Source organism: Sphingomonas aliaeris (assembly GCF_016743815.1).
Lineage (GTDB): Bacteria > Pseudomonadota > Alphaproteobacteria > Sphingomonadales > Sphingomonadaceae > Sphingomonas > Sphingomonas aliaeris.
This window is the reverse complement of record NZ_CP061035.1, coordinates 2,200,576-2,213,151: the sequence shown is the minus strand read 5'-3', so window position 1 is coordinate 2,213,151 and position 12,576 is coordinate 2,200,576. Positions and strand designations below refer to the sequence as shown.

The 12,576-nt window shown below is 64.8% G+C and carries 10 protein-coding genes; 8 read left to right on the top strand and 2 right to left on the bottom strand.

All coding sequences use genetic code 11. From position 1 onward, the window contains the following. Positions 1-12: 12 nt before the first annotated feature. From H5J25_RS10425 to H5J25_RS10395, 8 genes are all read left to right on the top strand, one after another. Positions 13-1,242, top strand: a complete 1,230-nt coding sequence (locus H5J25_RS10425) for an MFS transporter (RefSeq protein WP_202090724.1) — start codon at positions 13-15, stop codon at positions 1,240-1,242. Between the two features lie 2 nt (positions 1,243-1,244). Then, entirely contained in the window at positions 1,245-2,744 is a 1,500-nt protein-coding gene (gene treA, locus H5J25_RS10420; RefSeq protein WP_202096293.1) for an alpha,alpha-trehalase TreA, read from the top strand. A 103-nt stretch (positions 2,745-2,847) separates the two neighbouring features. Beyond that, entirely contained in the window at positions 2,848-3,663 is an 816-nt protein-coding gene (locus tag H5J25_RS21375; protein ID WP_318781286.1) for an ATPase domain-containing protein, read from the top strand. After that, complete coding sequence (locus tag H5J25_RS21370) at positions 3,639-4,355, top strand: ATPase domain-containing protein (RefSeq protein ID WP_318781285.1); 717 nt, start codon at positions 3,639-3,641, stop codon at positions 4,353-4,355. The genes H5J25_RS21375 and H5J25_RS21370 overlap by 25 nt, the downstream gene beginning before the upstream one ends. Before the next feature lies 1 nt (position 4,356). Beyond that, the gene (locus H5J25_RS10410; protein ID WP_202090722.1) at positions 4,357-4,863 is read left to right on the top strand and encodes a hypothetical protein; all 507 of its coding nucleotides are present in this window, start codon (positions 4,357-4,359) and stop codon (positions 4,861-4,863) included. Continuing rightward, positions 4,775-6,334 (top strand): PAS domain-containing hybrid sensor histidine kinase/response regulator, encoded by a 1,560-nt coding sequence (locus tag H5J25_RS10405; RefSeq protein ID WP_202090720.1) that lies wholly within the window; start codon positions 4,775-4,777, stop codon positions 6,332-6,334. Before H5J25_RS10410 ends, H5J25_RS10405 begins: the two co-directional genes overlap by 89 nt. Before the next feature lie 113 nt (positions 6,335-6,447). Then, on the top strand, positions 6,448-8,826 hold the full coding sequence (locus tag H5J25_RS10400) for a DUF3772 domain-containing protein (protein WP_225883048.1): 2,379 nt from the start codon (positions 6,448-6,450) through the stop codon (positions 8,824-8,826). Between the two features lie 56 nt (positions 8,827-8,882). Beyond that, on the top strand, positions 8,883-10,466 hold the full coding sequence (locus H5J25_RS10395) for a Na+/H+ antiporter (protein ID WP_202090718.1): 1,584 nt from the start codon (positions 8,883-8,885) through the stop codon (positions 10,464-10,466). Positions 10,467-10,490: 24 nt separating this feature from the next. Here the strand turns inward: H5J25_RS10395 and uxuA are convergent, their stop codons facing one another. Together uxuA and H5J25_RS10385 are read right to left on the bottom strand one after the other, a co-directional pair. Continuing rightward, positions 10,491-11,675, bottom strand: coding sequence for a mannonate dehydratase (gene uxuA / locus H5J25_RS10390; protein WP_225883047.1), 1,185 nt, complete (start codon positions 11,673-11,675; stop codon positions 10,491-10,493). Positions 11,676-11,761: 86 nt separating this feature from the next. Then, a complete protein-coding gene (locus H5J25_RS10385; RefSeq protein WP_202090714.1) occupies positions 11,762-12,508 on the bottom strand; it encodes a FadR/GntR family transcriptional regulator in 747 nt (248 codons plus the stop codon). Positions 12,509-12,576: the final 68 nt, after the last annotated feature.

The window sequence follows — 12,576 nt, the reverse complement described above, 5'->3', positions numbered from 1 at the left end:
ACACGATAGACGATGACACGATTGCGCACCCTGATCGCGCTGGGGCTGACCTACGCGCTGCTCGGCATATTGATGAACAGCGTCGGCGTGGTGATCCTGCAATCAATCCGCCATTTCGGGACGAGCAAGCCGGGCGGCTCGACGTTGGAAGCATGTAAGGACCTGTCGGTCGTGGCCGCGTCGTTCCTGCTGGCAACGCGCATCCCGGCCTACGGATATCGCCGCGCATTGATCGGCGTCATGGCGGCGATCGCGGTCGCCTGTGTCGCGGCTTCGTTTGCGCAGGCATTCGTTGCGATGCAGATTTTGTTCGTCGTCACCGGGCTGGCATTCGGTATCGCGAAAGTATCGACTTATGCCGCGATCGGATTGCTCGCGCGCGACCCCGCGGACCATGCCAGCATCACCGGGATCATCGAGGGCGTTTTCATGGTCGGGCTGCTGGCGGGGGTATGGCTGTTCGGCTGGTTCGTCGGCACGGACGACTCCGGCCGGGACTGGCTGCACGTCTATTGGGTACTCGCGGCGCTTTGCACGGTGGCGAGCCTGCTGTGGTGGGCCACTCCACTCGACGAGTCTGCGGCGATCGTAAATTCGGAGGACACGCCCAGCGGCTGGCGCGAGATGCTGTCGCTGGCCGCCTTGCCCGCGACCATCGCGTTCCTCGCCGGCATATTCTGCTACGTTCTGCTGGAACAGAGCGTCGGCACGTGGTTGCCGACCTTCAATAACGAAGTGCTGCACCTGCCACCGGCGATGAGCGTGCAGATGTCGAGCATTTTCGTGGGCGCGCTCGCCTTTGGGCGGCTCGTTTCGGGAATTGTCCTGCGGCGGTTCGACTGGCTGCCCGTATTGCTTGGGTGCCTGGCATGCGTGGCGCTGCTGATCGTCGCGACGCTGCCGGCCACGCAAGGATTGGTCGCGCGTCCCGACGTGACGTGGACGACCGCTCCGATCGCGGCATTCCTGTTCCCGCTGCTGGGCGTGTTCCTGGCCCCGATCTACCCGACCTTGTGCTCGATCGTGCTCAGCGCGCTGCCCAAGCATCGTCATGCCGCGATGATCGGGATGATCGTGGTCTTCTCCGCGCTTGGTGGCACGATCGGTTCGTTCCTGACCGGACTGCTGTTCCAACATGTTTCGGGACAGATCGCCTTCTACTTCGCGCTGGTGCCGATCGCCCTGATCGCGATCGCGCTCGGGTTCATTCGCCGGTCGCTCGGCAAGAGCGTGGCGGCGTGACGATGATTGTCGCCATTCCGTCCAATTTGTTCGGCAGCCTGTTCGTCGCGGTTCAGGAACGCCGTCTGTTCGCGGATTCCAAGACCTTTGCCGATGCCGTGCCGCTCCGGTCCGCAGCGGACATCATGTCGAATTGGGCAGACAGGGCCGACATGAACGACGAGGAGCTTCGCGCCTTCGTCGTGCGCAATTTCGATCTGCCGACGGAGCGCGAGATGCCGGCGCGCGATCGGTTGCCGCTGGCCGACCATATTCACGCTTTGTGGGACGATCTCACGCGCGAGACGGTCACTACGCCGGCCGGTTCCTCGGCGCTGTCGCTGCCACGGCCCTATGTCGTGCCGGGCGGGCGGTTCCGCGAACTCTATTACTGGGACAGCTACTTCACGATGCTGGGGCTGGCGCGGTCGGGGCGGCAGGATCTGGTCGAGGACATGATCGCCGATTTCGGCAGCCTGATCGAGCGGTACGGCCATATCCCGAACGGTACGCGCAGTTACTATCTCAGCCGGTCGCATCCGCCATTCTTCCACCTGATGGCCGGTTTGTCGCGCGACGATAGCGTGGCTGGCCGGCAGCAGCGTCTGGCGTGGATGACGGCCGAGCATTCCTACTGGATGTCCGGAGCGGACGAGATCGCGCCCGGCGGCGAACATGCCCGCGTGGTGCGTCTGAAGGATGGCGTGCTGCTCAACCGCTATTGGGACGACAGCGCCCAGCCACGCGACGAATCCTGGATCGAGGATGTCGATCTTGCGCGCGAGGCACCGGGTCGTGCGGCGGCTGACGTCTGGCGCGATCTTCGCGCCGCCGCGGAAAGCGGATGGGATTTCAGTTCGCGCTGGTTGGGCGACGGACGAACCCTGGCCACGATCCGGACCACGCGCATCGTTCCGGTCGATCTGAACAGCCTGTTATACGGCCTGGAACGATCCATCGCCGGTGCTCATGACGCGGCGGGCGACGCCGACCTGGCGACGAGGTTCTCTGCACGGGCCGCAGCACGGCAGGCGGCGATCGAAACGCATCTGTGGAGCGATGCGTCGAACCACTATGCGGATTACGACCTTGATGCGCAGGCGCCGATCGATCGGCCCAGTGCAGCGATGGCCTTCCCTCTGTTCGCCGGGATCGCCCGAGACGATCGTGCGAAAAGCACGGCCGAGGCCATCGGGCGCCTGCTCGCACCCGGCGGGCTCAACACCAGCGATATCGCGACGGGGCAGCAATGGGATGCACCGAACGGCTGGGCGCCCTTGCAATGGATCGCCGTGGCGGGATTGGCGCGGTACGGCGAGGATCGTATTGCCGCCGAGATTGCTGCACGGTGGCTGGCGACCGTCGAGCGGCAATATCTTGCGACCGGGCAGCTCTTCGAGAAATACGACGTCGAGACGGGGCTTGCCGGCGGGGGTGGCGAATATGCCGTCGCGACCGGTTTCGGCTGGACCAATGGCGTGACGCTGGAGATGATGGCGATGCAGCCGGAAAGAGAGCGCTGACGGGCGGTGTTCACCTTCTATACGACCGCGGCCAAACCGGCTAGGTCGTACGCGGGGGATGGCGAATTCGCCATAACCCGTGTTGTTTTGCAGGATATTTCGCGTGAAGACTTCGATGGAGAGCATCGCCCCGACCGGAATCGACGGTCTGGACGATATCCTGAACGGCGGTTTCACCCCGGAGCGTTTGTATCTGATCGAGGGTACGCCCGGGACGGGCAAGACGACGCTGGGGCTCGGATTCCTCCTGCGGGGCGCGAAGGACGGTCAGTCCGGCCTATACATCACGCTCGCCGAGACCGAGGTCGAACTGCGCGCCGTGGCGGAAACGCATGGCTGGTCGCTGGATCCGATCACGATCTTCGAGATGGTGCCCGCCGACGGGTTGGGCGACGATCACGAACAGACGTTGTTGCATCCGAGCGAAGTCGAACTTGGCGAGACCGTCCGGGCGATCATGGCGAAGGTCGATGAACTGCGGCCCGCCCGGGTGATTATCGACAGTCTGTCCGAACTGCGTCTGCTCGCGCAAAGCCCGGTGCGCTATCGACGCCAGATCCTCGCGCTGAAGCACTATTTCTCGACGCGTCAGTGCACCGTGCTGATCCTCGACGACAAGAGCGCCTCGGGTAGCGACCTGCAACTGCACAGCATCGCGCACGGCGTGATCTCGCTGGAACAGATATTGTCCGGTTTCGGTGCGCAGCGTCGACGGATGCATGTCGTGAAGATGCGCGGCGTGCGGTATCGCGGCGGATATCATGATTTCGAGATTCAACCGGGAGGGCTGTGCATCTATCCCCGTCTGGTCGCGGCGGAACATGGCGTGGCGCACGAAATGCCGTTCGTCTCCACCGGATCGGCGGCGTTCGACGCTTTGCTGGGCGGGGGCTGGTGCCCGGAACCGCCACGTTGCTGACCGGTCCGGCCGGCGTCGGAAAGACCACGGCGACCGTACAATGCATGGTCGCGGCGCTTCGGCGCGGCGAGAAAGCCGCTTATTATCTGTTCGACGAACGCGCGCCGACCTTGCTTTCGCGGTCGCGGGCGCTCGGCATGGATCTGCAGCCCTTCATCGATTCCGGCAGTCTCGACCTGCGCGCGATCGACCCGGCCGAACTGTCGCCGGGCGAGTTCGCCGCGACGGTCCGGGCGTCGGTGGAGGACGATCAGGCGCGGATGATCGTGATCGACAGCCTGAACGCCTATCTCCAATCGATGCCGAGCGAGCAGTTCCTGATCCTTCAGATGCACGAATTGCTGACATATCTGGGACAAAGCGGCGTGGTGACCATGCTGATTCTGGGGATGCACGGCATCATGGGCGACGTCCGGGCGGACGTGGATCTGAGCTATCTTGCCGATACGGCCGTGCAACTGCGATATTTCGAGGCGTTCGGAGAGGTCCGGCAAGCAATATCAGTGATCAAGACCCGCACCGCGCAGCACGAACGGACGATCCGCGAATTCCGCATAGACCATGACGGGATCAGGCTAGGCGAGCCTTTGCGCGATTTTCAGGGTGTGCTGACGGGCGTGCCGAACTTCTCCGGGCAGGGCCAGGCCTTGATGGCGGCGAGCGAGCCGGGGGCCGGGGCCGGGGACGCCTGAAGTGGACGACCGTGTCCTGATCCTGGCGCCACGCGGACGCGATGCGATGATCGCCGCGGGGCTTTTGCGGCGGCACAATATCGAGGCGGAGATCGCGCCGTCGCTGGCGGCTTTGGTCGACGAATTGCCGCGCGGAGTCGCTGCGGTACTTATCACCGAAGAGGCCTTGGGCGAGGCCGGACGGACGGAGCTGCTGGATTGGGTGGCGCGCCAACCGACCTGGTCGGACTTGCCGTTCGTGATGCTCTCCAACGGTGCGCGCGCGCCGCGCTCCGCGCGTGCGGCGGAACAGGTGGTCGATCTCGGCAACGTGGTGATGCTCGAACGGCCCTTGCATGCCGAAGCGATGATCGGCGCGGTCCGGTCCGCGATCAAGGCACGTCAGCGCCAGTATGAGATCCGCTCCGCGGCGGATCTCGATGGAAGCAGCGGTCGCCGCCCGGACATCCGAACTTGCCGCAGCGCGAACCAACCTGGAATTCGCCTTGAGCGCGGCGGATATGGGTAGCTGGGAACTCGACCTTTCGACGGGGTCAATCCGGCGCAGCGCGAGGCACGACGAGATTTTCGGCTATGCCGATCTTCAGGCAGACTGGTCGATCGCGCGAATGCTGACGCACGTCCCGGTCGAGGAACGTGCGCGCATCGCCCAGGCGTTCGAAACGGCCAGGTCATCGGGGCATTTCGATATCGAGTGCGAGATCCGCGGTGCCGACGGCAGCCAGCGCTGGATCACCAAAAAGGGGCGGATGCGATGTGACGACGCGGGCAACCCCGTCGCCCTGATGGGTGTTGTTACCGACGTAACGACACGGCGCGAAGCGGACGCGCAACTCGCCCAGGCCCAAAAGATGGATGCGATCGGCCAGTTGACCGGGGGCGTCGCGCATGACTTCAACAACCTGTTGACACCGATCGTCGGCAGCCTCGATCTCGTCCGGCGCCGGCACAAGGATGACGAGCGGACGCAGCGCATGGTCGGCAACGCGTTGCAGGCGGCCGAACGCGCCGCCACGCTGACCCAACGCCTGCTTGCCTTTGCCCGGCGCCAGGCGTTGCAGCCCAAGGCGGTCAATGTCTCGACTTTGATCGACGGGATCGCCGATCTTATCCGCAGATCGCTCGGCCCAACGGTCAAGGTCATCCTCGAACTGCCGGACGGTTTGCCGCCGGCGCGCGTCGATCCCAACCAGCTGGAACTCGCCCTGCTGAACCTCGCGATCAACGCGCGCGATGCCATGCCCGGGGGCGGGCAACTGCGCATGACGGTCGCCAGCGATACGCTGGGAGAGCGCAATTCGGTCGGGCTGGAGGCGGGCCGCTACGTCCGGATCCTCGCCAACGATACCGGTATCGGCATGGACAAGGCCACGCTGGCGCGCGCGACCGAGCCCTTCTTCTCGACCAAGGGCGTGGGGAAAGGGACCGGACTCGGTCTGTCGATGATCCACGGGCTTGCGGCGCAGTCCGGCGGTACGTTGACGCTGTCCAGCGAATTGGGGCGCGGCACGAGCGTGGAGCTGTGGATCCCGATCTCCACGGATGAACTGGAGCCGGTCGCAAATCAGCGCAGCGAACCGGTGCCTGCCCGCCGGGCCGCCAAGATCCTGCTGGTCGATGACGAGGAGATCGTGCGTTCGGCCACCGCCGACATGCTGCGCGACGTCGGCTACCGCGTCGTCGAGGCGGCATCGGGAAGCGAGGCGCTCAGCGCATTGCGTGGCGGTCTGGAAGTCGATCTGCTCATCACCGATTATCTAATGCCCGGCATGACGGGAGCAGCGATGATCGGCGAATTGCGCGGCGCAGGGCAGGGGCTGCCAGTCCTGCTGATCACCGGCTATGCCGCGACCGGGGAGGACGTGCCGATGGACGTACCAAGGCTCGCCAAGCCGTTCCGGCAGGTCGATCTCGCGGCGCGCGTCGACGAATTGCTGCACGTGCCGCCGGTATTGAAGCGACTTCGCGCGGTCGATTAAGGTTCAACCCCCCCCGCTTCGGTTTGACGAAGTCCGCGAGAGTGATGCAACGCGGCGCGGTGAGTCATTCCGCGAAAGTCGCTTCTGTGTTTCAACGGCTATTAACTCTGGTAATGCTGGCGGTCCTGATGGTCGCCCCGCAAACGTCGTTCGCCCAGCAAACGTCGCTCGGCAGCCTGTCGGAACAGCTCGCCCAGGCCGAGGCGGACATCCGCTCGGTCGATCGATCGCTGGATGGACGTGCCGACGCGACCACCCAGAAGCAGTTGCGCAGCAAGGCACTGGCCGCCCAACAGGCGAGCGCGGACGCCGTCCGCCAACTCGGCGAACAACTGGCGCTGATCGAGGCACGCGTCGCCGGGCTGGGCAGCGCGACGGAAGGCACGCAGGAGGACCCCGTCATCCGCCAGCAGCGCGCCACGCTCGCGCAGCAGCGGAGCGCGATCGACGCCGCGATCAAGCGCGGGGGCTTGGCCGGGGTCGAGGCCGCGCAGCTGATCGCAGAAATCGATCGCGGTCAGGTGGAGGAATTCAGTCAGGCCGTATCAACCCGCGTCGCGTCGCCGCTCACCCCGTCCTTCTGGCGGGCCGTGATCGACTCCACACCGCGCGATGTGCGCCGTGTCGCGTTGTTCTGGTCACAGGGGTTCGACCAGATTCGAACGGTGTGGCGGGGCGGCATTCCGTGGCAGGCGCTGCTGGGCGCGCTGCTCGCGTTAGTCCTCCTCTTCCCCGCCCGGGTGTATGCACGCCAGTTCGGGCGCCGTTATCTGATCGAGGGCGCACCCGGACACCGGCTGCGGCGATCGGGGAGCGCGATCTGGCGCGTGCTGACCGGGACGCTGGCGCCGACCCTTGCCGCAGCAGCCTTCTTTCAGGGGCTGCGCTGGGCCGGGCTGCTGCCCGAACGGTGGGGCGGGCTGTTTGATGCGGCGACCGTCGCCGCTGGTTTCGCCGGCTTCACCGCGTCGGTCACCGGTGCGGTGCTGATGCGAGGCCAATCCTCCTGGCGTATCGCATCGATGGACGACGATACCGCCGGCCGCCTGCGACCGCTTTCCTGGATACTCGCGCTCCTGTCCGGTGTCAGCATCATGTGGACGGCGTTCAACACGAACGTGGGGGCAAGCCACGCCGCAGTGGTCGCGACCGAAACCGTGCAAGCGCTGCTCCACCTGATGTTGATTGCAGCATTCCTGATCGTGCTGGGTCGGCTTCGCGTGGCGCGCGCCGACGATCCCGATGCCGGTAGCAGATCGACAACCGCCGGGCTGGGAATCGTCACGCTGGCGCTGTGGTTGCTGCTGCTCGTGGCCTTCGTCGCGCTGCTGGTTGGCTATGTCGGGCTGACTTTGTTCATCGCGCAGTTCGTCGCCTGGACGACCGTCTTGGGCTCCGCGTTGTACCTGTCCCTGGCTGCCGCCGACGACGTCGCGACCACGATCTTCTCTCGCGACAGCCAGTTCGGCGGGGTCATGACCCGGGCACTCGGCATCCGCGGCAGCATGGTCGCGCAATTCGGACTGTTGCTGTCGGGCGTGCTGCGCATCGCGCTCGTACTGATCGCGCTCGGCATGTGGATGACGCCGTTCGGCACGGGCGGTGCGATCGGATCGATCTTCGGCCGATTGGGTACGCTCGCGCAGGGCGTGGAGATCGGCGGCGTATCGATCTCGCCGGGCGCGATCCTGCGCGGCATCGTCGTTCTCGTGATCGGGCTGGGACTGGTCCGGGCGTTCATGGGATGGCTGGAGGGGCGCTACCTGCCGGTGACCGATCTCGACGGGTCGGGCCGCAATTCGGTAAGCCTGATCGCCCGCTATGTCGGCATCGCCCTGGCGGCAATCTGGGCGCTCGCATCGCTCGGGATCGGTGTCGAACGCGTCGCCTTGCTCCTGTCGGCTCTGTCCGTCGGCATCGGTTTCGGCCTTCAGGCGATCACGCAGAATTTCGTGTCGGGCCTTATCTTGTTGGCCGAGCGGCCAATCAAGATCGGCGATCTGATCCGCGTCGGCACCGACGAGGGCGACGTAAAGCGGATCAGCGTCCGTTCGACCGAAATCGAGCTCGCGGATCACTCGACCCTCATCGTGCCGAATTCCGAATTGATCACGAAAACGGTGCTAAACAAGACGCTGGGCGACAATCACGGCCGCATCCAGATCCAGTTCTCCGTGCCGCTGCTGACCGATCCGCAACTGGTGCGCCGCATCGTGCTGGACGCGATCGGGGCGGAGAGCAGCGTTCTGGAAAAGCCCGCGCCCGCTGTTTTCATCGACGGACTGAATGACGGCCGGGTGCTGTTCAATTGCCTGGCGCACGTCAACTCGCCGCGGGACGTGTACCGGGCGCGCAGCAACATTCTGATGACCTTGCTCGGACGTTTCCGCGAGGAACATATCGCGCTGGGTACGGTACCCGCCGACGTCCTGCCCGCTGCAGCGGAACCGCCTGAGGCCGTAGTACGAACGCCGTTTATCACCCAAAGTTGACGCCGTACCGGGCTGATTGCACAGCAAAGCGGGCGAAAACGGAAAGGGGCGGCTTCGTGCATCCAGCGGCGAATTTCGAGCTGATCATCGGCATGTTTCTTGTCGTGCTCGGGCTGCATTACCTTGCCCGGCGATTGTCGCTGCCACCCGCCGCCGCGCTGATCATCGGCGGCAGTGCGGTTGCGTTCGTACCGGGGCTGCACGGCATCGCGATCGATCCCGAACTGGTTCTCGTCCTGTTCCTACCGCCATTGCTGATGGACGGTGCATGGTTCACCGCAATCGCACCATTCCGGCGTCATATGGCGGGTATCCTGTCACTCGCGGTCGGCGCGGTCTTCTTCACCACTGCGGTCGTCGCGATCGTGACCAGGATGCTGATGCCCGATCTGCCCTGGGCGGCCTGCGTTGCCTTAGGCGCGATTCTCTCGCCGCCGGATGCCGTTTCCGCGCGCGCCGTGCTGCAGCGGGTAAAACTTCCGCGCCGCCTGACCACATTGCTGGAGGGCGAAAGCCTGTTGAACGATGCGGCGGGACTGGTGCTGTTCCGGTTTGCCGTAGCCGCCGTACTGACGGGCAGTTTCGACCTCGGGGCCGCAACGGGTACCTTCTTCCTGCTGGTCGTCGGCGGGATCATCGTCGGCGGTGCGATCGGCGGTTTGTGGGTGTTCCTGCTGCGTCGACTGGGCGACGATACGCTGATGATCGCGGCGACCGTGCTGGTCTGCTGGAGCGCCTATATCGCAGCCGAACTGCTGCATGTCTCGGGCGTGATCGCCGTCGTCACCGCCGGTCTGACGTGCGGATGGTATCAGCACGTCGTGTTCAACGCGAGTGTCCGTATCCGCGCGCTGGCATTCTGGCAGGTGCTGGTATTTCTGCTGGAGGCCGCAGTGTTCCTGCTGATCGGCCTGTCGCTGCGCGGGTTGCTGGATCGTGTCGGCGGGCTCGGCGTCGTGGTGGACACGATGGCCGAACCGGTGCTGCTCATCGTCCTGGCGGTGGTCGTCGCACGGTTCCTGTGGATATTCGGGGTCGATGCGCTGGTCAGTGCTGGCTGCCGCTTGGGTCTGACGCGGCACCAGCCGCTTGGGCCGCGCGCCGCAACGGTCATGAGCTGGGCCGGGATGCGGGGCGTGGTTACGCTGGCGGTTGCCCTTTCGCTTCCCGCCGCGATGCCTGCCCGCGACCTTATGCTCGTAACCGCTTTCGTCGCGATCCTGGTGACCGTTCTGGTTCAGGGGACATCGCTCGGCTGGGTCATCCGGCGCATGAAGCCGCCTGAAGACGGCAGCACGCGGCCGCCATTGGATATGCATGCTGCGGAAACGAGGATTTTTCAGGCACAACTGGCCGCGGTCGAGCGCGAGGCGATCGGAGCGGACGGGACGGTGCTCCACCCGCAACTTCTCCGCCGTTATCGTACGCGCGCGACGGCGGCGGACGCGTTCCAAGGTACTTCGGATGAGCGTGATATGGCGATTGCCAGTCACTTCGACGTGATCATATCGGCGGTTGCCGCAGGGCGAGAAGAACTGGTTCGGCTGCATCGCAGCGGCGCGATAGACGATGAAACGCTTCACGATCTCGAACATGATCTCGATCTGGAGGAGCTTGGCGCGGTGGCCGCGAAGGGGTGAGAGAAATGCGGCGAAGGTCCCGGCTCAGGGGCGCGACCTGTCGTCTTCGCAGGATCGCTCGAACGCTATGCCCCGCTCAAGACCTCGCAACTCCGAAAGTCCACGCATCCGGCCGAGCAGCGAATAGCCGGGGTTGGTCCGCTTGGTCAGGTCGTCCAGCATCTGGTGGCCGTGGTCCGGGCGCATCGGAATGGACCGGCCGGATCGCATCTGCAGCGCATGAACCGCCGAGACGATCGCCGGCATATTCGCGCCGCCGTCCAGATGACAGGCTTCGTGGAATGCGCCCCGTGCCTCGCGCTGCACCGACCGGAGGTGCAGGAATCCAATCCGGTCACCCAGACGTTCGACCATGCCCGGCAGGTCGTTGTCCGCGCGGACGCCGAGTGAGCCTGCGCAGAAGCAGAGGCCGTTCGAAGCGTTAGGCACGCGATCGAACAGACAGGCGATGTCCGCCTCAGTACTCACGACGCGGGGTAGCCCGAAGATGGGGAAGGGTGGATCGTCGGGATGGACGACCAGCCGGATGCCGAGTTCGTCCGCCACCGGGCAAACCGCTTCGAGAAAGGCGACATGATTGTCCCGCAAGGTCGCGGCGTCGATCGCGGCATATGCGCCGATCGCGGTCAGGAATTCCGACGACGTAAAGCTTTCCTCGCTGCCCGGCAGGCCCGCGAGGATCGTCCGTTCCAGCGTCGCGCGCTCTATCATCGACATCCGCTCGAACCGGCGCGTCGCCGCGGTCATGATATCGGTCGCATAGTCGTTCTCCGCGCCCGGCCGACGCAGGATGAAGACGTCATAGGCAGCGACGGCTTCCAGCTCGAACCGCAGCGCCAACGCCCCATCCGGCAGCGGCCAGGCCAGATCGGTGCGTGTCCAATCGAGCAGCGGCATGAAATTGTAGGTGACGACCGTGATGCCGCATGCCGCAAGATGACGGAGGCTCTGTTGGTAATGGTCGATGAGGCGCGTCCAATCGCGGCCGCGCGTTTTGATCCCTTCATCGACCGGCAGGCTTTCCACGATGCTCCATCCGAGACCGGCGCGTTCGATCATTGTCCGGCGCTCGGCGATCATCTCGATCGGCCAGATCGCTCCGTTGGGAATGTCGTGCAGCGCCGTGACGACCTCCGTCGCGCCCGACTGACGGATATCACGAAGCGACACGGGATCGGGCGGGCCGAACCAGCGCATCGTCGGCGTCATGAGCATGGTACGAACTCTCCCGGGCAATGCTCTTCGATCATGCCCGGCGATCGCCGGGTGTTCCGCTCACCTGCATATAGATGGCGCTATGCCGTGGTGTCGCTGTCTTGCGGCACGATGCTGTCTTCGGCGATTTCTTCGTCGAGATAGCGATGACGTTCGAGGCTCTTCTGCATGTGACGGCGCGCAGCCCGCCGCGCCTTGGCATGATCGCCATTGGCGATGGCGGTGAAGATCGCATCGTGATCGCGGTAGATGCCGCGCGCATAGGCGCGATGTTCGGAGTCCGCGCGATCGCGAAGATACAGCCGGCGCGACGGCACGAGCCGCACGCCGAGAAAGTCCATGAAGCGAAGATAATATTCGTTGCGGGTGGCCGATGCGATCGCCCGGTGAAAGGCCATGTCGGCGGTGATCGCGGCACCGATATCGGTACTGTCGCGCATCCGTTCGTTCCACAGTCGCATCTCGGCGATATCCGCGTCGGTCCGACGACGTGCCGCGAGATCCGCCATTTCGGACTCCAGCGCCATCCGCATTTCCAGCAGCTTCAGGACGTCAGATCGTTCCCCCATTTCCTGCGGCGTCACCTGAAACGCTTGGTAGCGCGCACTTTCCGGCACATAGGCGCCCGATCCGCGACGCGATTCCAGCAATCCGCGAGCGGCAAGACGCGCAAAGGCCTCACGCACGACGGTCCGGCTCACGCGCGCGCTGTCGGTGATCGACTTTTCCGTCGGAAAGCGCGACCCCGGCGGCATCTCCCCGGCTTCGATACGTCGTTCGAATTGCAGGACGAGATCGTCGGCAAGGGAAGCGGCTTTGGTCGTCATGACGATATCGTTAGCAGCGGACGATACCCGACAACACCCATTCTCTCCTCCCGTCCTCTGCGCTTTGT

Coding starts and splice junctions, on each gene's coding strand:
- H5J25_RS10400 (WP_225883048.1), top strand. CDS start 6,448: ATGCTGGCGGTCCTGATGGTCGCCCCGCAAACGTCGTTCGCCCAGCAA.
- H5J25_RS10385 (WP_202090714.1), bottom strand. CDS start 12,508: ATGACGACCAAAGCCGCTTCCCTTGCCGACGATCTCGTCCTGCAATTC.
- H5J25_RS10405 (WP_202090720.1), top strand. CDS start 4,775: ATGGAAGCAGCGGTCGCCGCCCGGACATCCGAACTTGCCGCAGCGCGA.
- treA (WP_202096293.1), top strand. CDS start 1,245: ATGATTGTCGCCATTCCGTCCAATTTGTTCGGCAGCCTGTTCGTCGCG.
- H5J25_RS10425 (WP_202090724.1), top strand. CDS start 13: ATGACACGATTGCGCACCCTGATCGCGCTGGGGCTGACCTACGCGCTG.
- uxuA (WP_225883047.1), bottom strand. CDS start 11,675: ATGACGCCGACGATGCGCTGGTTCGGCCCGCCCGATCCCGTGTCGCTT.